We start from the raw sequence: 23,946 nt of genomic DNA, 5'->3' as shown, positions 1-23,946 counted from the left end.
GCCTCGCTACGTTTTGGCGAGGCCGAGGCACGAGCACGCTTCAAGAGAGCGCAATGGTGGGCCGATCTTGGCAGTTACGACGATTAGTTGTGTTTCACTGTCAGCGATATCTAACATTTGCGGTGCTGCGTCCAGAAACCTCGTCTGGTTATGGCAAATGCCACATATATCCGCGATCGAACGTTTTCGTTCGCCTCGGGTAAACTGAGAAGAACTGAGCTTCGTATGGGTCCCACATATTGAGGAATTTGTATTGTCCGAGAGCACGTCAGATACGCCTAATGAGCTTCCGAAACGAGCTACTACCAAAACGGATAACCAGCCAATAACAAATCTTGTTCCAGCAAGATATGATGTTAGCGATTTCGTCCGTCTAAGTATGCGGCCAACCTTGTCCTCCTATGTTGCGCAGGTGTGGAAGCGGCGCCATTTCACGCTCATGGAAAGTCGAGCGCGGGCATTTGGATCAATCAAGGATACGGCCCTTGGGCAAGCTTGGCTCATCATCGAACCTTTTTTGAACTCCGCTATCTATTACTTCATTTTTGCGGTTCTCTTGAGTTTTGACCGTGGTATGGACAACTTTGTTGGGTACCTCGTGGTCGGACTCATTTCCTTCAACGTACTGGCGCAATCACTTAATGCCACGTCTGCTATTGAAGGATCAGGTCGTAATCTCGTTCGCACATTCCAGTTTCCAAAGTTTTCCTTGGTGTTGTCGTATGTAATGCGGATATATATAGATTTTATTCCGACATTCTTGGCAATGCTTATTTTCATCGTGGCGGTGCCGCCGCACTCTATGCCAATGCTGGGTTGGCTACTGGTGCCGGTGGTTTATCTTCTTGCCGTCCCAATGTGCGTAGGCATCGCTTCTATTACCGCAACGTTTGCAACGCTGGTTCCTGATATCCGGTTTGTGATCGGATTGTTTAGTCGCCTCTGGTTTTATGCCTCGGGAATCTTCTGGTCAATTGACATGTTCGCTGACAAGCCGGTTATGCAAGATATTATGCGTTTGAATCCCGCTTGGACATACCTTGAGATTTTACGAACGCTCTTGTTGCGGGGAGAGGTTCCCCCTCTCAGCTTGTGGATATATTTCGGGGTTTGGTCCATTGGACTAGCGGTATTCGGTTTCCTATTCATCTGGCGCAATGAGATTAATATGAGTAAGGCTCTGGAACGATGAAGGCCGATCAAACTATTTCTATGGTGGTTGACGGTGTTTCAGTTGAATACTTATCAACCTCTTCTGATCCGAATGAGCGATCTAAGGCAACACTGGGACAAAGAGTTATTGCCACTGCGCTTGGTCGTGCGCCGAAAGTAAAAGTGAACGCAGTTAGGGATGTTTCGTTCGTTGCATTTGAGGGAGATTTTATCGGTTTGATGGGTGCAAACGGAGCCGGAAAATCGACGTTGTTGCGGGTTCTGGCCGGAAGCGAACCCCCCTCCACAGGAACTGTGTTAGCAAAGACCAAGCCTTCGCTACTAAGTATTAATGGCGCATTGATGCCCGAGTTATCCGGAGTGGAAAACGCTGTATTGGGGCTTCTTGCACTTGGTTTTAGTCCTGCGGAAGCTAGGCAGAGAATCCCGGATATAGAAGAGTTTTGTTCTATCGGGGATGCTATCTACAGGCCAATGAAGACCTATTCTTCGGGTATGGGCGCTCGTCTCCGATTCGCTATCGCAACGTCTGCGCGTCCAGAGATCCTCCTGATTGATGAGGCTCTTTCCACGGGTGACTCGACTTTTCAAGCAAAGTCAGAGGAACGTATGCAGGCGATGCTTTCGAACGCGGGGACTATCTTCTTGGTGTCGCACTCGGTAGGTGTCATAAAGCGTATGTGTAATCGTGTGATCTGGTTGCATGAAGGCGAAGTTGTTGCTGATGGCGATGTAGAAGCAATTTCCGCCCACTACCAAAATTGGTCTGCGGCAATCAGTAAGACTGATCGTGACGCCGCAAACGCGATTATGAATGAGGCTAGTGATGCCTATCCAGCGACGAGAATAACAAAGTCAGATACAGCGCTTCGGCGCGCAGATAAGCATCAGCCGCGTCATCAAAAAGCATGATTTTAGCGGACTTCACCCGAATTCAAAGTCTCGAGTGAGTCCGAGTTATTCTTGATGAAATCTTCCGCACGATCTTCAGCGAAGGCTTGGGCTAGTAGGCCGAAGTTAGCTTCATCTAACACTACGATTGACTGCCCGTCCGCAGAAGTTGCGGTGCCATTGTTGGGAGCCGTTAGGAAATTGAAATCTGCGTTCTGAAGCGCCTTGAAGTCCGTACCTAAATCAAGGATCGTGCTCAGGCTGAACGCTTCATCAACAGCCACATATGGACTTACGGTGTTGTAAAGGCTCAAGAGGTTTGCTGGGTTTGAGAGAGTCTCGCGTGTCAATACTTTGTCCGCAACTGTTTTCATCCATAGTTGTTGGCGTCGAACCCTGTCGAAATCACCGCCCGGAAGATTCTTCCGCTCCCGTACAAAAGCAAGAGCCGCTTCTCCATCGTAAGTTTGTGTGCCTTCTGTGCTCGTAGTCATGGTTACGCCACCTAGTGCGTCGGTTAGAGCCGAGAATGAGGTGAAATCAACCACGGCTACGTGATCTATGGGGATTCCGGTTAGTTGCTCTACAGTGGCGATGGTGAGGGTAGGGCCCCCGTAAGAGAAGGCTGCGTTGATTTTTTGTTTGCCGTATCCGGGAATGTCTACCCAAGAATCACGAGGGATGGAAATGACATTAACTGATTCGCGATCGCCGGCAATCTGAAGAATCATGAATGCATCTGTACGTTGCGCCCCCTTGACCCACTGACTTGGATCCCCGGCCGATATGCGAGAGTCAGTTCCCAGCATAAGGAAATTAATCGGCTTGCTCGTGTCCGATTTAGGGTGCGATGGACGGGGTTCACCGTTGTTCGCCTCGTTCACGCCCTGGAACGGATCGCCGAGGGTGCGGATATCGTCTAATTTGGCACTTAACCAGGCGGCGCCCCCAACTAGACCGCCAAAAAGTACTCCAAAAATAAGAACCACAACTAACAGTGCACGTCGCGTGCGCTTACGTTCCTGTGGCGGAGCGTAAACAACTTCGTGCTGCTGATTGTGGTTTGAAGATGTGTCACGAGGAGTCATGGATATCCAATCTTGGGTTGCAAACCGTGCGCTCAGATTAGCTACACAACATTTTGGCAGTATGCAACATTTGTTACACAACATCATGATTGTATAGAATTAGCCGCGGCGTAGGCGACTTTCGTTGCATGAATGGTAATGTTTAGCAAAATCTCGTCGGCGCCTGGGATAGGCTGAACCCAGTATGTGTGTAACACACTTGTGCCCTGTCACAATGGGCCAATCGGAGCGGACAATGAAAAAAGTAATGGTCGTATACGGCACAAGGCCGGAAGGCGTTAAAGTTGCGCCTGTGATTCAGGCATTGAAAGAGTCAAAGGTTCTCTCACCGATTGTGTTATCGACCGGTCAGCATAAGGACATGTTGGAGCAGGTGAACAACCACTTTGGAATCACACCCGATGTCGAGCTGGATATCTTTGAGCCCGGTCAAAGTCTCAACCAGATCGCCGCTAAGATTTTCTCAAAGCTAGATCCCGTGTTGGCAGAATATGAGCCGGACGCGCTATTGGTGCAGGGAGACACTAGCACCGTCACAGCCGCTTCGATGGCCGCGTTCTATCGGAAGATTCCGGTTGTTCACCTGGAAGCGGGTCTGCGTTCTGGAGATATATTTTCACCTTTCCCGGAGGAAGCTAACCGGAAGCTAACTTCTCAGATAACGTCGCTTCATCTTGCTCCCACGGCCGGATCTAAACAGAACCTGCTTCTTGAGAGAGTGCCGGAAGCATCCGTCGCTGTGACCGGTAACACGGTAATTGACGCACTGCTTTACACGCTGAAACAGGATATACAGGTAACCAAATCAGAATTAGCGTATGCGTTGAACTCTGGCAAGCGCATTCTTCTAGTGACGTCGCACCGGCGTGAAAACCTTGGTGATCCGATGCGCGATATTGCTGCCGCGCTGCAGACATTGGCGCAAAAGTATCCGGATGACTTGATTGTCTTCCCTATCCATAGCAATCCAAAAGTACGCGAAACTTTCCTGCCATTTTTGCAGGATTTGAAGAATGTACTCTTACTGGATCCGCTGGATTATCCCGAGTTTGCTCTGGCCATGAAGACCGCCCACATAATCCTGACCGATTCTGGCGGTGTACAGGAAGAGGCTCCTGCCCTTGGAAAGCCAGTTCTGGTCATGAGGGAAAGTACCGAACGTCCAGAGGCGGTTGCGGCTGGCACTGTGTCCTTAACCGGAACGGACACCGATCGCATTGTCACAGAGGTTTCACGCCTAAAAGATGACCAGGAAGCCTATGCCAAGATGGCAAATGCAGTCAATCCCTACGGTGACGGACATGCTGCAAAACGAAGCGCCGCAGCGATTGAGCAGTTGTTGGGTGGCGGTGTGAGGTTACCGGACTTCGTTCCATCATCTGAAAATTAGGGACGTTCCTGGTGCGTGTTCTCTTCATTACCCAGCAATGGGAGCCTGAGCACGGTGTTCCGCAAAGGCGTGGCCGATGGATGGCTGATACCTTGATGTCCCGGGGGCATCAAGTGACAGTGGTTGCTCCTCCTCCCCATTATCCGCACGGGCGGCTACTGTCGTCGTCGCCAGAAGACCAGGCTGGGGCGGTGTCAGTATCGCAAAAGGGCGAAACAATTTATCGAGCCCATTTTCGTCCGCACGATGCGCGGATATCCACGCGGGTAGTTGATCAGGCAGTGGTGGCGATATCGTCGTTGACGACGGGAATTCGTGCTGCTAGAGACACTCATCCAGACGTCATTTTGACAACTTCACCACCCCTGCCTGCTACGTTCACAGCGTTTGTGGTTGCGCGCGTAGTTCGTAGGCCGTTCGTGGTAGATCTGCGCGACGTGTGGCCGGAGCTAACCCGATTTGTTATTAGCGCTGATCCATCGTCATCTCATGTGCGCGCAGTGCTGAAGAGAATTGCGCATCCTGCTTTTCTCTTCGCCGGATCGGTATTCGGATACCTGTTGTCGCAATCAGATGGGGTTTTAACTACTTCGCAATCCCACGCGCAGGCGATCAAAAACAGGTACGGAGTTCGCACCTCCACGTTATTCAACGATATTTTAGTAGCCTTTCCCAAGAATGTTCCACCGCGAAATGACTCTTCAGCCCGCGATATACACGTGTTGTACACGGGAAACATCGGGCGCGCTCAAGGGCTAGAAAATGCGATTGAGGCAGCTAAGCGAGCCAGACAACATGGGACAAACGTGGTGTTGCGTTTAATTGGGCAAGGGGCGCATCTTCCACGTATAAAAAAGCTGGCTGCGAGTCTACCCTATATTGATTTTGTGCCTCTAAGTGAGGAATCAACTCTGCAGGAGCATTACGCATGGGCGGACACGATTTTGGTGCACCTGAAGGATTGGCCTCCACTTGAAAAGACGATACCTTCCAAGTTGTTCACGGCCATAGGATCCGGCTTGCACGTGTGTCTGGCGGCTAATGGAGAAAGCACCGAAATCATGCGACGATCACGGGTGGGCGACTGTGTGCCGGCGATGGATCCGGATGCGCTTGCGCAGCTCTGGCGTGAGTTGGCTGGTAACCGTGAACGTCTTGACGTCTCAGACCGGGGAATAAATTGGTTACGCGAAACTGTGGTTGCAGCGAAGCCGGATGAGATTTTCATCGACTTTTTAGAACAAGCTATAAGAAATTAGGCCACCCCGGAGCTCGTGATGCAATAAGGACTGTTCCGTTAAGGAACCTCGTCTTCGTGGGGAGGCTCGACCGGCGCAAGATTGTCCGGTTGCGGAGGCGATGGCTCATGAGGCGGTTCGGGTTGTTCCTCAGGTGGGGCTGGGGCGGGAGGTGCCGGTTGCGGATACACGTTCCCAGGTGAAGCTGGTGCCGGTGCTTCAGGCTGTTGCGGAGCAGGAACAAACTGGTCTTGCTCCTCCTCTTCTTCTGGGATGTATGCTTCTTCGTCAGAGTCGTTATCAGCTTCTGTCCCGGTCTCCGAGGGCTTCTCGCTGGGCTCAGTCACGCTAGGGGCTGTCTTTTCTGCTTCCCGTAGAGCTTTGAGAGCGTTCTCAATAAGTTCTCGGGCTCGCCTCGCCTGTTTGGTATTCTCAACTACTTTCTGGCGACTCCGCTTATACGTCGAGCGAGGAGATTCTTTCTCAACAGGAGTGGTCTGTTGAATGTTTTTGGCGTCTTTTAGGACATTCGCAAGATTTTTACATTCTTGGAGCACTGTTTTCTGAGATGAGCACTTCGCCAGGCTTTTCTCGGCAACCTTGATTTGATCTGAAAGGGCATTGAATTGCCCAGTTTCTTCGGCTACCGCCTTCTCGTATGAGTTAACGATCGGCCCATAGGCGTTGCTGTGGTAGCCGTATATTCCAATCCCAACAAGGATAGCTAATCCCGATAGAACTGCTACGATACGTTTCAAGATAGCGCCACTCCCACTTTATACATATTGCAAAACTGACTTCTTCTGCCTGGGCAACCAGATGTAGAATGCGTTTTGTTGCGAGATTCTATATGAAAACTGTTACCCTAGCTTACAAGATTCGCCGCGCCTGGCAGTACTCGCGTGCAGGTATTGGCGGAGCCACACGAGAGTATTTGCGGCGTCAGCGTCTTGTTCGCCGAGGGAAAGAGCCCCGAAAAGTTGCCGGTAGAGCATTCCCGCAGTGGCCTGTGCCACAACCGTTGGATCCGCTGCCTATACGAGTGGCAGTGATTGCTAGTCCATCTATAGAGATGGGCTTCTCGTATGAATGGCAGCAAGTGCCTTTGAGCATTACCAAGTGGCAATCCGAGTTAGACGATTCCTTGGATCTACTCTTGGTGACAAGTTCAGCTGTCTCACTGAGGGGGTGGGAAGATGTGCCGGCAATTCTCGCTCGATGCACGCAGTTAAGTCTTCCAAGTGTGTTGTGGTTGGACGATTCGACAGTCAGCATTGATGAAAAACTGCGTACCCAATTCACGGCAGTAGTAAACCTTTCTCCAGCTGTTCAGCCCATGGTGCATAACCCGCGTGTGATAACAGTTAACGGCAAAACGTTGAAGCGAAAGAATACGACCCCCATTAAGAAGATAGAAGGGTTGCCGTGCAAGGAACAACTTAGTGCCTATCGCATGTACAAGTATTTCGTTGACTCAACCGAACAGGCAGGCGCCAGCCCCTCGCGACGCCACATGGAAATCAACGCCTGTGACGGTCTTGTGTGTGAGTCCCCGGCTCCTGATGGCAATAATGACATCGACCGAATGTGGCAGGCTTACGTGGCCAGACAGAACTATTGGCTTTCTAATACGTATCGGCACAGGGCTAACGAAATCATTAAGACGCTTGGAAACCAGAACGCACAGCATAGTCAGATTTCTGTTGCTCCCATGGTAAGTACAGTTCGTCCCGAACAATTGGTACACGTCATCGAGTACTTGGCAGCGCAACGTGGAGTCGATCTTCAGCCAATAATCTCAACACATGGCTTTGAAGCTCCGGAATCGGTCAGAAACCTAGCGAGGGATCTGAACTTGGAGATCATCTGGCTTGAGCAAGATAGTCACTTATCGTTGGGCAGTATTTACAATCAAATGATTGCGCGAGCTGATGCTTCATACATCGCAAAAATGGATGACGATGACTTTTATGATGCTACGTACCTTCTCGACTCGGTTTTAGCGCACCGGTATTCCGAAGCGCAGATAGTCGGTAAACGATCTACTTTTGTTTATCTGGAATCGCTAGACAGTACGCTTCTATGTTTTGAAGCGGATGAGAATAAGTTTGTGCATGAGGTTGCAGGACCAACGTTGCTGTGCAGCAGAGATTTCGCTGACGAAATTAAGTTTGCAGATATCTCAACGGGGGAAGACAGTGATTTCCTCAGAAGAGCTTCGCAAAAGGGGGCCGCAATTTATGCAGGTTCTAGATTCGGGTTTGTGAGGGCGCGATCCAGCACAAGTCATACTTGGGCGGTGGACAATTCTGTATTTACAGCAAATGGTAGGCAAATACACGCGGGTGGGCCAAGCAAACTGGAGTTGCCGGGTCATTTCGGCGTATTAGGATCGCTCTCTCAATAGATCAGAGTTCGGTACCCCCAAGGGGAACTCTGTCTCATTGGGAAGTCCCCAATGGGAGATGCGTCCGGTAGCTATCACCTCTTCACTTGGTATCGTCCACGTATGTGTCGCCTTTTGCGCCTGTCTCATCTGGGTAAAGCCGAATCGCTGAGCCGAATAAATGGTGCCGCCATTTTGAGTTATGCGACGGAGGAAGTCGGAGTCTTCGCCTTCGGTTATATCTGCGAAGCGGATCTGTTTCATAATGTTGGCCGACCCAAGGATTGTAGGGCCGGAAACGAACTGAGTGAATCGGTTTTCCCATTTGGGGAAACGTAAGACAGTTAGATTCTTATCCGCCAGATACATGTAATGTGCGTGCTTTCCTACCACGTCAGCGCGTGAATATCTTGCTGCAAGTAATGAGTCGAAAAGATAGTTTGAACTATAAATGTCGTCGTCATCAATCTTGGCAATGTAGTCTCCGTCCGCCCGGTCGATGAGCCGGTTATAGCAAGCTCCCAAAGAAAGCTCTGTATCTAGGGGAACCCACTGGATTTCAAGGTTATGATCGCGGGCATAGGCTTGATCTTCGCTGGTGGCAACAAACCCATGTGTGCCGATAAGTGCTTGCATTTCTACATTGCGCTGCCGGGCGAGTGTATCTAATACATGTTGGATTTGACCGGGACGGTTTGTAGAGATCATCGCGGTGGCACTTGGAGGGCAGTAGGTGGCGTCCTCCATGCCGATATCCCGCAAAATCTGGTCGACTCGATGGGTATAGGTGTGTTTGTGCCAGATTTCTTGCTGGGCCAGGTATGCCATTCGGTCTGCTAAATCTGGATTTGTAGCCAGGGATCGAACAGTAAACTCTGCCTGAGTTGGAGTGTTTACTTGAGCGACCATGTCTGTCGTGAAGAAATTAGTGGTCGCGGGTGTTGGTGTGGAGATTATGGGAGTTCCACAGGCAGGCAACTCAAATAATCTCATTGAGCTCATTGTCGGACTGTCTACAACCGAGTTCACGTTGATGAATGCGCGATATGCGCGGTAAGCGGAAAGCGTCTGAGGGTAGGTGAGTGAGCCGCGAATATTTGGTCGAAATTCGTTTGGAAAACGATAGAGTTTTCCACCTCCCATATCTCGGGCAAAAATATCTAGACCATACTTTAGGCGTTCCTCGGCTTTTATCGATCCGGATAGGAGTGTTTCTAATTGAGCTTTACGTTCGGGGTATTTGTTTCCGTAATACGCTCCTGCAAAGGCAACATCGCGTTTTTCGGCTACCTCGAAACCATCCATTAACGCCATCGGATTGTGGATTGCCACTTGAGCGGCAAACGGCAATACTCCCACATTCTTATGACCGAGGTCTTTCATATAACTTGGAACGCGATTGGCATCTGTTGTGTATACCCAGTCGAATAGTCTTGCTGTTTCAATGGCGTCATCATAATGAGGTGGATCTTCGCGATTCCAAAATACAGTTGGTATACCGGCCGATTGGCAGTAGCGGACAAGCCTTACGAGTTCTTCGCTGGGAGCGCTTTTTCCTAAAATCTGGTATTGCCAGGGTTCACTCGCCTCCATTTGCCAAGCAGAGTCGACGAACAAGAAATCAATTTTGGTGGAATCTAGTTCGGACTTCCATTTGCTTGGAGTGAGGTAAACCGCGTTCCATTCGTATTCGTATGCGCGGCGGAAGAACTCATCCGCGATTACACCGACAGTTAGTTCATGGGTTGGGCGATTCGCGGGAGGGATTGGCCAGTTTTGGAATTTTAGAGAGGTCGGTGCAAAGTAGTTTCGTACTCTGCTTGCGCTGGGGATATTAATCCCTTTCCCGCGCAGGTATCTGCGTGCGCCAGACAGACCCTGGTTTCGAAGACTCCAGGCTGCTTTTTTCACAAAAGCAATCTGTGATTGGAATGCGCCCATGACACCTGTCTCCTTAATGATTTATTGTTGATCCGCCAACTTAATCGCGTTATCGATACCATACAAATTTGACTTCCCGAGAGCATGTTAATGCGATATATATAATGCTAGATCTTGATAATACAAATACGATACGGAGACTTGAGCTTTTATGAAAAAAGAAATCGCCGTTGTAGGTCTGGGCTACATTGGCCTTCCTACTGCCGTGGTACTAGCCAACAGTAACTGGAAAGTAACGGGGGTTGATGTCTCTGATCGTACGATTGATTATGTGCGGGCGGGGAAGTTGCCGTTTGTGGAAGAGGGGCTCGAAGTGGCCTTGGCGGCAGCAGTTGAATCGGGTGACTTGATCGCGCAGAAAGAAATGCCCCAAGCTGAGGTATACATCGTTTCAGTCCCGTCGCCACTTGACGAGAATAACCGGTTGGACGCCACTGCGATCGACGCTGCAACGGACGCGATTATCCCGAAGTTGCGTGGCGGGGAGCTTTTGATCCTTGAGTCCACGGTTCCACCGGGCACTACGGATCGTATGGAAGAGCGTGTGTTTGCTGCGCGACCGGAACTGCGTGATCCGAAGGGAAACGGTGAGCCGGGAATCTTATTCGCTCATGCTCCCGAGCGAGTCCTACCTGGTCGCATTATCATCGAAATGCGAACTAACGACAGGATTGTCGGCGGGACAACGCCCGAAGCTACAGAGAGGGCGGCTGAGGTGTACCGCTCTTGTTGTACCGGAGAGATTCTTCTTACCGACGCGCGTACAGCGGAAATGAGTAAGCTGGCGGAGAACGCGTACCGGGATGTGAATATTGCTTACGCCAACGAGTTGAGTCTGATTTGTGATGAGCAAGGCATCGACGTTTGGGAATTGATTGAGATTGCCAACCGTCATCCACGGGTGAATATTCTTCAGCCCGGGCCAGGTGTGGGAGGACACTGTATCGCGGTTGACCCCTGGTTTATCGTGGCTGCTACCCCGACGGCGAAGCTGATTAAACAGGCTCGTGAGATTAACGACGCGAAGCCAGATTGGGTTATCTCTAAGATTGACGAAGCGGTTAAGAGCAGAGGTGGTTCTGCCGCCATTGGCTTGCTTGGACTTGCGTTTAAACCCAATATTGATGATCTGCGAGAGTCTCCTGCTCTTGGTATCGCAACACGTGTGGCCGCTGAATACCCTGATGCGCGAATTATGGTGGTGGAGCCAAATATTGACAGCCTTCCGCGCCAACTTCAGGAGTATCCAAACGTCGAGTTCACCGAAGCGAAGCAGGTGATTGACGAGGCAGACATCCTGGTGCTCTTAGTGTCTCACCGCGAGTTCGCAAGCTTTGATCTGGCGGCGTCTGCAGACAAGACGTTGATTGATACCACAGGCTTGTGGCGGAAATAAGGTGAGCTTCGTCTAGAGCGTTAGCAAGCTATGACAAGAAATAGTAGGGAAATGCTCGCCCAAAAAATCCAGTATGCTAGACGAGCATTCTGGCATTTTCGATTCTCCGGGTGGGCAGGGTTGCGGCGTTTTCGAGCTGAGAATGGTGCTGGAGTAGACCGTAGCCAGGAGCACCTTGACGGTGCGGCGGCGAACCGGCAGCAGTTTAATAGGGGTTTCGACCTGCCGGTAACAGAACCTCGCCGTGCAATGCGTGTCGGTACGATCCTGGATCCGTTTTCCGAATTGGCATTTGGTTACGAGTGGCAGCAGATTCCGTTGCGACCTAGTGACTGGCGTGATCACTATGAGAGCTTAGACCTTCTATTTGTGGAGTCTGCTTGGCATGGGAACTCGGATGCATGGCAGTATCAGCTGACGGGTAGTTCCGCGCCTTCTGAAGCCTTGCGAAAGCTTGTGGCTGCTTGTAAAGAGCTCGGTATTCCCACCGTATTTTGGAATAAGGAAGATCCGTATCACTTCGACGACTTCATCGATACTGCAAAAATATTTGATTGGGTGTTTACCACCGAGCGGGATCTGATTGAGCGTTACAAAAAGGTGCTCAAACATGACCGTGTGGGGGCCCTCCTATTTGGAGCGCAACCGGTTATTCACAACCCTGGTAGTCGCTCAACTAAACCAGGGGATGTATGTTTTGCGGGAACTTATTTCAATCACAAGTTCCCGGAGCGTGCCGAACAAATTAACATGTTGCTAGAAGGCACGCTTAAATCGATAACGCCCGGCTCGGGAAGTTTAGACATCTATTCAAGATTTCAGGATGTCGGTTCCGAATATCGGTTCCCCGAAGAGTATCAACCGTATGTAAAAGGCGAGTTGACGTATGAACAGATGCTTCGTGCGTACAGGTCGTACAACTGTTTTCTGAATGTTAATTCTATTCCGAATAGCACGACGATGTTTTCTCGGCGGGTTTTCGAGGTTCTGGCCTGCGGTACGCCGGTCATTTCCGCGTCGAGCCCAGCGTTAGAAGGCGTCTTTGGAAATGGAGTTATTCAGGTAGCAGATAGCGATGAGGCGGCTAACTGGATAAAAGCTCTACGGATGTCTCCGGATTTGCGTGACGAATTCTCCTATGAGGCGCGCATGAAAATTCTTTTGGGACATACTTATTCTCATCGCGTTGATGAAATCTTGAAACGAGTCAGCCTGAATAATCACGTGGTTGGTAAAGCCCGAGTATCGATTATGGCATCCACAAATAGGCCAAACCAGATTCCGCACCTGCTGAAACAAGTAGGAAAGCAGGTTGGAGTCGAGGTACAACTGCTAGTAGCTACGCATGGTTTCGAGGCCACTCCGGAGCATAAAAACCTAGCTAACGATCTAGCCTTGAACGCGCAGTGGTTTTATCAGGATGAGACTATTAGTTTAGGTAGCATCTACAATTTTCTGATCGCGCGAGCGGATTATCCTATTGTGGCTAAAATCGATGATGACGACGATTATGGGCCGTATTACTTGTTAGAACAGGCTGATGCTATTGATTCGATGGCAGCGGATGTGTGTGGGAAGAAAAGCCACTTTGTTACGTTGTATCTCAATGGTGTCAGGCGTTCGGTAATTACCTATCCGGGGCAGGAGCACTTTTTCACTGGCTTCGTATCTGGCCCTACTATCGTGGCTAGGCGTGAGACCATGTTGAATATCGGTTTCGAGGATGTCGGCTCGGGTGAAGACACGGCGTTCCTTAAGGCAGTATCGGATTCGGGGGGTAAGATTTGGGCCACTGGCCGATACGGCTTTACACAGAATCGGTTAGGGAGTTCTCATACATGGAAGGCGAGCTCGGTGGAGATCCTGCGTCATTCAAGGCTTGTAGGTAGTCACGATATCTCTGCCCCAATTTCCGGATTCAATTAGAAGGGTAGACGATGGATTACTTTTCACTGTTGGAACGACGCTTGTCAGGGCGAGATGAATTCTTGCCGTCATATCTCGGAGCAAAGGCGCGTACGAGGCAATTCGCTGACCTGATCGGTGTGCGGGCGCCTTCGATTTATATCAGTGGTCCAATTGAAACCGTATTGGCAAGCCAGTTACCTAAGTCGTTTGCCTTGAAGCCAGCGTTTGCCTCTACTTCCATTGGCGTTAGATTGCTGGAACGCAAGGAGGACAAGTGGGAAGATATCGTTTCTCGCGATGTCTTCTCCGCAGAGCAACTCATTGAGGAAGCTCATGATGTCAGCGCGCGCTACTCGGATAGTCCAATTAATGACGTTTTTATAGCCGAAGAGCTCCTCGTGGGCATAGATGGTTCGGTGCCGCCTGCAGACATCCGCTTTTACTGTTTTCAAGGTGAAATTGGCATGATCTTAATGGAACAACATCTCGAAAATCCGGTAGAAGCTATGTATTTCGATGGTGATTTTATGCCTTTCCCCGATTTGCCTAATCGTTATGGGATTGCGCCGGGGATGTCACATCTGGAATCGATTGTTGAATCCCAGGTGCCGGAAAACTGGCAGGAGCTACTGAACGTTGCAAAGAGGATTTCTACTGCGGTGGCAACAGCGTTCTGTCGCGTGGACCTGTACAACACTGTGAATGGTATTTACCTTGGAGAGATTACTTTTACTCCAGGTACCTTTTATTACAAGAACCGGAAAATAATGAGTAGCGCGGAGGCTGTTCGGCTCGGGCGTATGTGGCAGGATGCCGAGAAACGTTTATCCGGAAGCTACGCAATAAAGGATCCGAACCAGCTTAGAGGTTTGGACTTTTAGACGGGCTCAGTCGACGCTAGAGCGCTGTCGCGTGCGTAAGCCCTAGCAGTCAGCTAGGGACGTTGAGCCGAGCCAGGTGCATGACAAATGACGCAAAAGGCATGAAAAATGAAAATGAAGACTCAAAACCGAAAAGTTGAGGATTACTATGCATTCGTCAGGTAAAAACTTGCTTAGGAAAGCTCGTATGAGGGCCACTAGGGATCGGGTACCTTCGTTGAAAATGCAATTCTTGGATTTTTTTCGAGACCAGCAGTTTAGCGATATCAAGTTAGAGCCAATTCATAATCTTGCTCTTGAAGTGCCTGTCGAAGCCGGAGAGAACTTCCAATTCTGGATAGAATCTGTGTCGTCATCGCCAGAAGTGGCCGGCGCCGCATTGGTGAAGATTGAATGTCTTGATGATTCGGGCGAGGTTATCCGTATCTTGGATTGGCCCCACAAGTCAAGCTTGGTTGGAGACTACATTTACATTGAAAGTGGGCCGATTGAGAATCCCAAGGTGACTCATGCAGCTTTCCGCGTCCCTGCCAACGCCACCCTCATTCGTCTGACTGGACGACAGTGGAAAGCTGACATAGAAACTTTGGTATTGGGTGCCGTAGAGTACCTTCCAGGCCCGACGCCTGGAGCCTTGCAATCCGGAACCCCTCTTTCGATTCCTTACGAAAACTATGATTTTAGTGAAAATGTGGATCCGGGAGCACAGCAGGTAAAAGTTGACATCACTGTTGCACCTGGAACAGGAACAAACCTGCCCCTAAAGGTTCAACTTTTCGATTCTGCCGGGACCGAAATGCTCAGCCCAGCGAGTCTGCCACACCACCCTGTTCAGGGCGCGTTCATTAACTGCCTCGCTTCTCGTGACTCTAAAAAAGATACGTCGGCTGTAATAGATTTGCCTGAGGGAGTTTCTCAAATACGAGTATCAAGCTTTGCAAACTGGTCGGCAAAAGGAAGCATACTCGGCGCCCCGCATTTTGAATATGAGTTCCATCGTACTGTTGAACAAGTCTTCAACAGCATTGAGGCTTTGCCAGCCGAGGATAAAGAACAACCCCTTATTTTCGTTGATTCGACAGCGCCCCCGCTGGGGCACCAAACACTGGCTATTAGGCCAAATAATCTTGCACAGGAATTCTGTAATGCCAGTGCCACGGTGGTATACATGCCGTTCTCGAGTTTGCAGGAGCATGAGAATACCGTGGACGAAAGACTCGTGCAGTTCCCCAGAAATGATTTCCATGCGGTAGTGGATGAACTTCTTCAACTTGAATGGCAAGGGCCAAAGGTCTATTACTGCACGTCCTTCCCCGATTGGAATGCTGCAAGCGTTATTGATCGGTTCAACCGAAACGGTTGGACAACCGTCTATGAAATCCGGGACAACATGGAGGAGTTCAAACGGGTTGGCTACTCAAAGTGGTACGATCCGAGCCTCGAAGTGTTCGTAGCGCAGAGAGCTGACGCGATCATTACTGTTTCTGGTGCATTAGCTCGGAAGATGGAGGCGGTCGCGCATCCTGATCGGCAGCCTAAAGTTATTCCCAACGGCGTGAGGGCAGAACTTGCTGATGTGTTTTCCAAGTATCGAAGTCTTGAACAGATAGCTGAAAGACAGCCCTTGAAAGTAGTCGGTTACGTCGGCCACCTAACTCCTGCATGGTTCAATTGGCAGTATGTAATGGCTGCTGCAAAGGCATTACCTGATTACACGTTTGAAATAGTTGGGCATGGAGCGCCGGATAATCTAATCGCACCAGATAACTTGAAGATACTGGGGCCGAAGAATCACGAAGAGCTTGAGACGATCATGCCTCGTTGGAAAGTGGCGTTGATACCGTTCGTTGACTCGCCTCTAACTCGAGGAGTAGACCCGAACAAGATTTATGAATACCTGGCGTGTGCTAACAGAGTCGTGTCGGCCGAGATGGGAAGTGTAAGTACATATCCAGCTACAACTGTTTATGCCACTCTCGAGTCTTTTATCGACCAGATTAGGCTACATATGGAAGCTGAGTGGACGCAAGAAGAGCTCAATTCAGTAGAAGTACTAGTTGAAGATGCGAAGTGGAGTAGCCGCGCCAGGCAGGTTTTGAACTTCATCAACGAAATCGGAAAGGAAGACTAATGAGGGTTCTCCACTATTATCCGAATTTGACCCAGGGAGGCATGGGAACGGTTCTGCGTACTCGAGCTAAAAACCTCCCGAGCCATAAGTTCGATCTCCTTTTCTCCAACGACAGTGGTGGCGGAAATATTTTTGACGAGCTACCCAACGTAGAATTCAGACTGGTCAGGAAAGAGCGGCTCGAGAATTACCTGACGTTTACCTTAAGCCAACGTCGGTACGATGAAGTTATTTTTACTTCAGCGCCAGAAATTGCGAACAAGGTATTTGAGAGTTTACCTCTTGCGCTACGGGTGTATGAGTTCCACTCCTCCGATGTACGGGTGCTCTCATCTGAAGTGGAAAAGCTTGATCTGCGACGAGTAGATGAAGTGCGGGTTCCCTCAGATTATCTGGCGGGCATCATCCAAAGTCTGCTCCCTGCAAATGCGCAACGACTTGTTCGGGTAGTGCCAAACCAAGTTGATGAAGACATGTTCTTTGTAGATAAGCATGAGCATGGTATTGACTTGTCGCCTACGCTTATTTGGGTGGGTCAGTTTTCCCGGGCAAAGGGATACAACGATTTTCTCAGAGTCTTGGGTAATCTTCCCGAAAACTACGCAGGGGAGATGTATTTTTCAGGAAGAGTCCCTGCTGAGATGGTAGTTGGCCTAATGGCAGAGATAGCGCGTTCAGGTGTGCAAGATCGCGTGTCCATCTTCTATAACGTCCCGCAACAAGAGCTCGCCAAACGTTATCGTGAACTTGGGGATTCCGCCGTGCTCGTATCTACGTCACTTTTGGAATCATTTGGATACGGGGTTTATGAAGCGTTGAAATGCGGACTCAGATGTGCCGTCTACGAATTGCCAGCTCTAAATGCCTTCCACGAGGAGTTCCCGGGAATGATTTCCACGGCTCCATTGGGGGAAATTTCCGCACTAGCCGAATCAATACTTCAGATGCACACAGCGTAGCTTATGCGCCGTGCATTAGGCAGGCATCAAAGCCTCGGCTCTGTCTGGTGCGCGGCGGTGACGCTGTCGCTTGCAGCTTCGGCCTCGCTATGTTTTGGCGAGACCGAAGCAAGAGCACGCTTCAAGAGAGCACAGTGGTGGACAGACCTCGGATTGGATGGATTCTGAGGCTACCGTTACGGCCCGCCTAAGGCTAGCCGCTAGGGCCAGCTCCTGCGGCTCACGTCTGCCTCCTAAACCTTAGTTCTGCGGGTCTGTAATGGCTTTGGCACGAAGGATGCCAAACATCCACATGTTGAGGGTTTCCACGAGCATTCCGTTCACGTGTGGTTCGTTGAAAACCTCGTGGCGAGCACTGGGAACTTCGATCATTTCAACGGGGGCGCCGCTCATGCGTGCTTTTTGCGAGAACTCCCAAGAGGCGGCAGGGTCTGCCAGAGTGTCGTCGGAGCCGTGGAAGATGATGAGTGGGTTTTGCCATTTGTTGGCGCGCTCAAGCGTTTCAAGACCTTGCAAGATCATGGTTGCGGCGGTGCGGGCCGGAACGCGCCCGTGGTAGTTGAGCGGATCGGCTTTGTATGCGGCAATCACGTCAGGGTCAGAGCTAACCGCTTTCGCATCCAGCGCGGCCGTGGGCATGCCTGCGGGAAACTTGAGTACGGCTTTGGCAACGGCACGCACTTTGTCTCGTTCAATGCCGCCGGCTGTGCTGAATGCGGGGCCGGAGAGGGCAACGCCGGTGACGCCTCGTGGATTGATGAGGTTTGAGGCGGCGGTAATGAGGCCTCCCATGGAGTGGCCGAATAGGAACAGGTCCTCGGTGCGCATCTGCTGGCGAACCTGCTCGCGCGCTTCGAGGTGGTCTTTGATGAGCTGGCCCACGTCAACTCTGGCGCGAGGGCCGGTAGCGGTGCCGTGCCCGTACTGGTCATAGGTGACGGCGTCGAAACCGGCTTCAACCAGACTGTCAATCAGGTGGCCGTATCGTCCTTGATGTTCGGCGTATCCGTGCAGAATCAGAACGGTTGCTTTGGGATCATCCGCGTAATGCTTCTTTAATTCAGCTTTCATGCTTTCAAGTTTGTCAAAGTGCGCTGAGTTTCGCCCGCTTTACGCTCGGCCAGTGCAAGTGCGTGGCAAGAAGAAACCATGAAAATGTCCCCCAGAAAAAGAAACTGAATAATCCAGTCCAACTTCCGGGGGACACTTCACAAGCGGGTCTGGCCACCATTGAAAGGAAGCGGTTAGTTCTCGCCGTTAATGAGCTTCTTGATGCGAGTTACGCCTTCTACAAGGTCGTCATCGCCTAGAGCGTAAGAGAGGCGAATGAAGCCGGATGGGCCAAACGCTTCGCCCGGTACTACCGCGACTTTGGCTTCGTTGAGGATAACTTCGGCGAGGTCGGCGGAAGACTCGATCTTCGTGCCGGCAATCTCGCGGCCAATAACGCCTTCAACGGAGGGGTAGCAGTAGAACGCGCCCTTCGGGGTGGGAACCTTGAACCCGTCGATTTGGCTGAGTAGTTCCACCATTTTCTTGCGGCGGCGGTCAAATGCCTGCCTCATGTCTTCAACGGCGGCGAGGTCACCGGACACGGCTGCGAGGGCAGCTCGCTGGGCAACGTTGCACACATTGGAGGTGAGGTGGGATTGGAAGTTGGATGCGGCCTTGATGGCGTCTGCCGGGCCAATCATCCAGCCCACACGCCACCCGGTCATGGCGTAGGTCTTGGCAACACCGTTCATAACGATGATGCGGTCAAAAAGCTCGGGCACAAGCTTTTGCAGGTGCGCGGGCTTGGCATCGTCATAGAGGAGGTGTTCGTAGATCTCATCGGAGAGGATCCACACGTCGTTTTCTAGCGCCCAACGGCCGATGGCTTCGGCTTCTTTGGGAGTGTAGACAGAACCGGTGGGGTTGGAGGGTGAGCAGAAGAGGAGCGCTTTGGTGCGTTCGGTGCGGGCCGCTTCGAGTTGCTCGACGGTGACTTTGTATTCCTGTTCGGCGGAGGCAAAGACCTCAACGGGAATGCCTCCGGCCAGGGTGATGGCTTCGGGATAGGTAGTCCAGTATGGGGCGGGAAGTAGAACTTCGTCACCCGGGTCGATTACGGCCGCAAAGGACTGGAATACAGCTTGCTTGCCGCCGTTGGTGACCAGAATGTTCGTTTCGGGGTCCACCTCAACGCCGGAGTCTCGCAGAGTCTTTTCCGCAATCGCGCGGCGCAACTCTGGCAGGCCCTTGTTGGCCGTGTATTTGTGCATGGCCGGCTCATTCGCGGCGGCAACGGCGGCCTGCACGATGTAGTCGGGGGTGGGGAAGTCGGGTTCGCCCGCGCCGAATCCAATAACGGGTTCGCCTGCGGCTTTAAGTTCTTTTGCGCGGTTTGATACTGCGAGGGTGGCTGATGGCGCAATGGCACCCAGGCGTTTTGATACTCGATTTTTGCTCACGTGCTAAGCCTAAACACTGAAGCCCGGTATTAGCAGTGCGGGCCCGATTACTGGACGGCACATGGTAAGCCACTGTTATTTGTGTCGCAAAGCTGGCGCTAGAGGGTGACAGTTGGACTTGGTAGCCGTGTCGGGTTATGCTTGACGTCGCACATATTCGCTTGCCGGGTATGAGCGTAGGGCAGTGGCGCAATTGGTAGCGCACCGGTCTCCAAAACCGGCGGTTGTGGGTTCGAGTCCCGCCTGCCCTGCTCTTTGTAGTTTATGCAGGAGGAAGAAGATGTCAGACCAGACGAAGTCTTCGCAGAACCCAAACGTCAAGGAAGACTTGAACGTTTTTGGTCGCATCTTGCTGTTCATTCGCCAGGTCATTGCCGAGCTGAAGAAGGTTATTTGGCCTAGCCAGGAAGAATGGTGGACCTATTTCTTGGTCGTGCTGGTATTCGTGGTTTCGATCATGATTTACACAGGTCTGCTTGATTTTGCGTTTGGCCAGTTGAGCGTTTGGATTTTTGGATAGTAAATCCCGCGCTTATGCGTTAAACTCATATCGTTGATAGACACACCCGAGGCTCCGCCCAGGGTGTGTTACTTTTTTAGCCTATTTAGGAAGTGTTCAAGGAGGTCCTAGGTGGATCAGGAAAGCACTGAAGAGAAGTTTGAAGGCGAGCAGGCTCCAGAAGTCGCGTCCGAGGCCGTAGAGGAGTCCGTTTCCCAGGAGGTTGTGGAAGAGGCCGCAACTGATGGGGAAGCGCCTTCCGCGGAGGCCACTTCGGCTCCAAGCGAGGAGACCGAGGTTGTTGATCCGATTGAAGCTAAGCGCGAGGAGCTGTCCTACTTGCCGGGTGATTGGTATGTCATCCATTCTTACTCGGGGCATGAGCGCCGCGTGAAGGCTAATCTTGAGCAGCGCGTGGTTTCGCAGAATGCTGAGGATTGGATTTATCAGGTTGAGGTTCCGATGGAGACCGTAACGGAACTGACGAAGGCCGGTAAGAAGAAGCAGGTTGATCGCGTGCGTATTCCGGGCTATGTGCTTGTGCGCATGGAGATGAATGAGAAGTCTTGGCGCGTGGTCAAGGAAACTCCTGCGGTTACGGGATTTGTGGGCGATGCCCGCGATCCGGTTCCGCTGTACCTCGATGAGGTCGTTAATATGCTCGCCCCGATGTGGGTTTCGAAGGCGCAGCAGCAGGAGACGGCCGAGGTAGTGACTGCTCCGGCCATTACGTTCGAGGTGGGTGAGTCCGTCACGGTTAAGGACGGCCCGTTCGAGAACATGCCAGCTACGGTTTCGGGAGTCTTCCCGGAGCAGCGTAAGCTCACGCTCTCGATCATGATTTTCGAGCGTGAAACCCCGATTGAACTCAACTTTGATCAGGTTGAGAAAATCGACTAGTCACCATCTGGGTGATGTGTCCCACGCCGTCTGGCTTTAGAGGCGGCGTGGGCGTTATGATTATCGATCGTGCACCCTTTCAGCATTCGTGTGCCCAAAATCGGTTACACGAGGGTTGAGAGGGGACACTGCCCAAATCTGCGACATGGCAGTTTGGAAAGTTGACAAGTAAAAGGACCCAAATTTATGGCACCGAAGAAAAAGGTTGTCGGCCTGATTAAGCTCCAGATTCAGGCTGGCGCTGCAACCCCGGCTCCGCCGGTTGGCCCAGCTCTTGGCCAGCACGGCGTGAACATCATGGAGTTCACGAAGGCTTACAACGCGGCTACTGAGTCTCAGCGCGGAAATATCATTCCGGTTGAGATCACCGTGTATGAAGACCGTTCGTTTACCTTCATCACCAAGACCCCTCCGGCGGCTCAGCTCATTAAGAAGGCTGCTGGCGTCGCAAAGGGCTCTGGCACCCCGCACACCACGAAGGTGGGCTCGCTAACGCAGGCTCAGGTTCGTGAGATCGCGGAACTGAAGAAGGAAGACCTTAACGCGAATGACGTTGATGCGGCTATGAAGATCATCGCTGGCACCGCTCGTTCCATGGGAATCACGGTTGAGGCCTGATTCCACTAACTATTTCGTGGCAGGGCAATAGCCGCCCACAGACACCACAACTGCAAGGAGAAACGCAGATATGGCTACTCGTTCAAAGGCTTACCGCGCAGCGGTCGAGAAGATTCACCCCGGTGAGTTGTACGCTCCGCTCGACGCGATGAAGCTAGCTAAAGAAACTTCGACCACCAAGTTTGACGCGACCGTTGAGGTTATGTTCCGCCTGAGTGTGGATCCGCGTAAGGCTGATCAGATGGTGCGTGGCACCGTCTCTCTTCCGCATGGCACCGGTAAGACCTCCAGGGTCCTGGTCTTTGCCGTTGGCGAGCGCGCTCAAGAGGCGCTCGATGCTGGCGCGGATGAGGTTGGCGGCGACGAGCTCATTGAGAAGGTTCAGGGCGGTTACACCGACTTTGATGTCGCTGTTGCTACCCCGGACATGATGGGCAAGGTCGGTCGTCTGGGCCGCGTGCTTGGTCCGCGTGGTCTTATGCCAAACCCGAAGACGGGCACGGTAACGATGGATGTTGCGAAGGCCGTTAAGGAAATTAAGGGCGGTCGTATCGAGTTCCGTGTTGACAAGCACTCGAACCTCGCGTTCATCGTTGGCAAGACGAATTTCACCGCTGAGCAGCTCGCGGAGAACTACCGCGCGGTGTTCGACGAGATCATTCGTCTGAAGCCGGCTTCCTCTAAGGGCCGCTACATTAAGAAGGCTACTGTTTCGACAACCATGGGTCCTGGTATCCCGTTGGATGTCGCAGTGAAGACTGCTTAATCTAGCTTCAAACACGTGACTGGCCCCGGGTATACCGGGGCCAGTTTTCTTGTTAAACCGCTCATATTTGCCTCCTTCTGGTGCTTTCGTGCTTGCACTTGTAGCCGCGGCTGGGTACCCTTACTTGGTAGCCAAAGACCGTTGGTACCTCATTGAGGTGTAATCCAGATGGAACCTGCGCAGGTGAACGAGTGAGACTTTTTGTCTGCCCCGTGTGCCTTGCGCGCCGGGGATTTTTTATTCCCCGCTCCGGGTTTGTTCTGGGCCGGCGGATGATCACGGAAGGAGGGCCCATGGCAAGGCCTGACAAGGAAGCTGCAGTTGCAGAGCTAGTGGAGCGTTTCCGCTCTTCATCTGCTGTTGTGCTGACTGAATACCGCGGCTTGACCGTTGAGGAGATGAAGACCCTTCGTCGCTCGATGGCTGGTAACGCGCAGTACTCCGTGGTGAAGAACACGCTGGCCACCATTGCTGCGAAGGAAGTTGGTTTCGACTTCCTGGAAGAAGACCTGGTTGGCCCAACCGCCATCGCGTTTGTAAACGGCGAGGTCGTTGACGCTGCGAAGGCTTTGCGTGACTTCGCTAAGGAGAACCCCGCACTGGTTCTGAAGACCGGTGTGATGGAGGGCGCGAAGCTCTCCGCTGATGATGTTAAGAAGCTCGCTGACCTTGAGTCCCGCGAGGTACTGCTGGCCAAGACCGCCGGCGTCCTCAAGGCTGGAATGTCCAAGGCTGCGTTCGCTTTCGCCGCACTGCCTACCAAGACTGTGCGCACCATCGACGCCCTGCGCGAGAAGCAGGAAGAAGCGGCCTAAGGCCACCCCGGATTCCCGGTACCGTGCCGAGGTCCATCAAACTGACATCTGCTTCTACAGCAGGAATAAATGGAAGGAAGTGCCAAAATGGCAAAGCTCACCGCTGAAGAGCTCATTGATGCTTTCAAGGAACTAACCCTCGTTGAACTGTCCGACTTCATCAAGAAGTTTGAGGAAGAGTTCGATGTTGAGGCTGCCGCTCCGGTTGCCGCTGTTGCTGCAGCTCCGGCTGCTGGTGGCGAAGCTCCGGCTGCTGAGGCTCAGACCGAGTTCGACGTCGTTCTTGAAGCTGCTGGCGACAAGAAGGTCCAGGTCATCAAGGCTGTTAAGGCCATCACGGGCGAGGGCCTGAAGGACACCAAGGACAAGGTTGAGGGTGCTCCAACCACCATCCTTTCCGGTGTTTCGAAGGAAGACGCTGAGAAGGCTAAGGCTGACATTGAGGCTGCTGGTGGCACCGTCACCGTTAAGTAGTTTCTAGCTCAAGCTACTAAGGAGCGCGCGGGTTTTCCC

21 protein-coding genes and 1 tRNA gene are annotated in these 23,946 nt (G+C 51.8%); 17 read left to right on the top strand and 5 right to left on the bottom strand.

All coding sequences use genetic code 11. The annotated features are described in order from the left end of the window. Nucleotides 1-253 precede the first annotated feature (253 nt). Both HMPREF1628_RS01615 and HMPREF1628_RS01610 read left to right on the top strand, forming a co-directional pair. The gene (locus HMPREF1628_RS01615) at nt 254-1,192 is read left to right on the top strand and encodes an ABC transporter permease (RefSeq protein ID WP_156956817.1); all 939 of its coding nucleotides are present in this window, start codon (nt 254-256) and stop codon (nt 1,190-1,192) included. Then, nucleotides 1,189-2,085, top strand: a complete 897-nt coding sequence (locus HMPREF1628_RS01610; RefSeq protein ID WP_034507063.1) for an ABC transporter ATP-binding protein — start codon at nt 1,189-1,191, stop codon at nt 2,083-2,085. Before HMPREF1628_RS01615 ends, HMPREF1628_RS01610 begins: the two co-directional genes overlap by 4 nt. Nucleotides 2,086-2,087: 2 nt before the next feature. On the opposite strand, the gene HMPREF1628_RS01605 is transcribed toward HMPREF1628_RS01610, so the two are convergent. After that, entirely contained in the window at nt 2,088-3,152 is a 1,065-nt protein-coding gene (locus HMPREF1628_RS01605) for an LCP family protein (RefSeq protein ID WP_052038755.1), read from the bottom strand. 235 nt (nt 3,153-3,387) lie between these two features. On the opposite strand from HMPREF1628_RS01605, the gene wecB reads away from it, so the two are divergent. Together wecB and HMPREF1628_RS01595 are read left to right on the top strand one after the other, a co-directional pair. Next, nucleotides 3,388-4,542, top strand: a complete 1,155-nt coding sequence (gene wecB, locus HMPREF1628_RS01600) for a non-hydrolyzing UDP-N-acetylglucosamine 2-epimerase (protein WP_034507059.1) — start codon at nt 3,388-3,390, stop codon at nt 4,540-4,542. A gap of 11 nt (nt 4,543-4,553) precedes the next feature. Continuing rightward, nucleotides 4,554-5,801 carry a glycosyltransferase family 4 protein gene (locus HMPREF1628_RS01595; protein ID WP_332248665.1) on the top strand — a complete coding sequence of 416 codons (1,248 nt, stop codon included), beginning with the start codon at nt 4,554-4,556 and terminating at the stop codon, nt 5,799-5,801. A 38-nt stretch (nt 5,802-5,839) separates the two neighbouring features. On the opposite strand, the gene HMPREF1628_RS01590 is transcribed toward HMPREF1628_RS01595, so the two are convergent. Then, nucleotides 5,840-6,538 carry a hypothetical protein gene (locus HMPREF1628_RS01590; RefSeq protein ID WP_034507053.1) on the bottom strand — a complete coding sequence of 233 codons (699 nt, stop codon included), beginning with the start codon at nt 6,536-6,538 and terminating at the stop codon, nt 5,840-5,842. Between the two features lie 284 nt (nt 6,539-6,822). On the opposite strand from HMPREF1628_RS01590, the gene HMPREF1628_RS08565 reads away from it, so the two are divergent. Next, nucleotides 6,823-8,187, top strand: coding sequence for a glycosyltransferase family A protein (locus HMPREF1628_RS08565; protein WP_156956813.1), 1,365 nt, complete (start codon nt 6,823-6,825; stop codon nt 8,185-8,187). Here HMPREF1628_RS08565 and HMPREF1628_RS01585 read toward each other — a convergent pair. Next, nucleotides 8,167-10,107 carry a glycosyltransferase family protein gene (locus HMPREF1628_RS01585; RefSeq protein ID WP_052038753.1) on the bottom strand — a complete coding sequence of 647 codons (1,941 nt, stop codon included), beginning with the start codon at nt 10,105-10,107 and terminating at the stop codon, nt 8,167-8,169. The two genes, HMPREF1628_RS08565 and HMPREF1628_RS01585, sit on opposite strands and share 21 nt — an antisense overlap. 151 nt (nt 10,108-10,258) lie before the next feature. On the opposite strand from HMPREF1628_RS01585, the gene wecC reads away from it, so the two are divergent. The 5 genes from wecC (at nt 10,259) to HMPREF1628_RS01560 (ending at nt 17,382) form a co-directional block, all read left to right on the top strand. Continuing rightward, on the top strand, nt 10,259-11,503 hold the full coding sequence (gene wecC / locus HMPREF1628_RS01580) for a UDP-N-acetyl-D-mannosamine dehydrogenase (protein ID WP_034507050.1): 1,245 nt from the start codon (nt 10,259-10,261) through the stop codon (nt 11,501-11,503). A 30-nt stretch (nt 11,504-11,533) separates the two neighbouring features. Next, nucleotides 11,534-13,429, top strand: a complete 1,896-nt coding sequence (locus HMPREF1628_RS01575) for a CgeB family protein (RefSeq protein WP_084703147.1) — start codon at nt 11,534-11,536, stop codon at nt 13,427-13,429. Nucleotides 13,430-13,440: 11 nt separating this feature from the next. Further along, on the top strand, nt 13,441-14,292 hold the full coding sequence (locus tag HMPREF1628_RS01570) for an ATP-grasp fold amidoligase family protein (protein WP_034507048.1): 852 nt from the start codon (nt 13,441-13,443) through the stop codon (nt 14,290-14,292). 187 nt (nt 14,293-14,479) lie between these two features. Next, complete coding sequence (locus HMPREF1628_RS01565) at nt 14,480-16,423, top strand: hypothetical protein (RefSeq protein ID WP_034507045.1); 1,944 nt, start codon at nt 14,480-14,482, stop codon at nt 16,421-16,423. Nucleotides 16,424-16,464: 41 nt separating this feature from the next. After that, on the top strand, nt 16,465-17,382 hold the full coding sequence (locus HMPREF1628_RS01560; protein WP_198030376.1) for a glycosyltransferase: 918 nt from the start codon (nt 16,465-16,467) through the stop codon (nt 17,380-17,382). A gap of 240 nt (nt 17,383-17,622) precedes the next feature. On the opposite strand, the gene HMPREF1628_RS01555 is transcribed toward HMPREF1628_RS01560, so the two are convergent. After that, complete coding sequence (locus HMPREF1628_RS01555) at nt 17,623-18,453, bottom strand: alpha/beta hydrolase (protein ID WP_034507039.1); 831 nt, start codon at nt 18,451-18,453, stop codon at nt 17,623-17,625. Nucleotides 18,454-18,626: 173 nt separating this feature from the next. Next, entirely contained in the window at nt 18,627-19,835 is a 1,209-nt protein-coding gene (locus HMPREF1628_RS01550; protein WP_034507036.1) for a pyridoxal phosphate-dependent aminotransferase, read from the bottom strand. Between the two features lie 178 nt (nt 19,836-20,013). Here HMPREF1628_RS01550 and HMPREF1628_RS01545 point away from each other — a divergent pair. From HMPREF1628_RS01545 to rplL, 7 genes are all read left to right on the top strand, one after another. Further along, nucleotides 20,014-20,086, top strand: a tRNA-Trp gene (locus HMPREF1628_RS01545). Nucleotides 20,087-20,115: 29 nt separating this feature from the next. Further along, on the top strand, nt 20,116-20,355 hold the full coding sequence (gene secE / locus HMPREF1628_RS01540; RefSeq protein ID WP_034500361.1) for a preprotein translocase subunit SecE: 240 nt from the start codon (nt 20,116-20,118) through the stop codon (nt 20,353-20,355). A gap of 111 nt (nt 20,356-20,466) precedes the next feature. Next, entirely contained in the window at nt 20,467-21,234 is a 768-nt protein-coding gene (nusG, locus tag HMPREF1628_RS01535) for a transcription termination/antitermination protein NusG (RefSeq protein ID WP_034507033.1), read from the top strand. A 186-nt stretch (nt 21,235-21,420) separates the two neighbouring features. After that, the gene (rplK, locus tag HMPREF1628_RS01530; RefSeq protein ID WP_016444150.1) at nt 21,421-21,852 is read left to right on the top strand and encodes a 50S ribosomal protein L11; all 432 of its coding nucleotides are present in this window, start codon (nt 21,421-21,423) and stop codon (nt 21,850-21,852) included. A gap of 70 nt (nt 21,853-21,922) precedes the next feature. Next, the gene (rplA, locus tag HMPREF1628_RS01525; protein ID WP_034507031.1) at nt 21,923-22,618 is read left to right on the top strand and encodes a 50S ribosomal protein L1; all 696 of its coding nucleotides are present in this window, start codon (nt 21,923-21,925) and stop codon (nt 22,616-22,618) included. Between the two features lie 293 nt (nt 22,619-22,911). After that, nucleotides 22,912-23,433, top strand: coding sequence for a 50S ribosomal protein L10 (gene rplJ, locus HMPREF1628_RS01520; RefSeq protein WP_034507028.1), 522 nt, complete (start codon nt 22,912-22,914; stop codon nt 23,431-23,433). A gap of 87 nt (nt 23,434-23,520) precedes the next feature. Further along, the gene (rplL, locus tag HMPREF1628_RS01515; protein ID WP_034507026.1) at nt 23,521-23,907 is read left to right on the top strand and encodes a 50S ribosomal protein L7/L12; all 387 of its coding nucleotides are present in this window, start codon (nt 23,521-23,523) and stop codon (nt 23,905-23,907) included. Nucleotides 23,908-23,946 lie beyond the last annotated feature (39 nt).

Source organism: Actinomyces sp. S4-C9, assembly GCF_000758775.1.
GTDB lineage: Bacteria > Actinomycetota > Actinomycetes > Actinomycetales > Actinomycetaceae > Gleimia > Gleimia europaea.
The sequence above is the reverse complement of the archived record's forward strand: the minus strand, read 5'-3'. Positions and strand labels throughout refer to the sequence as shown.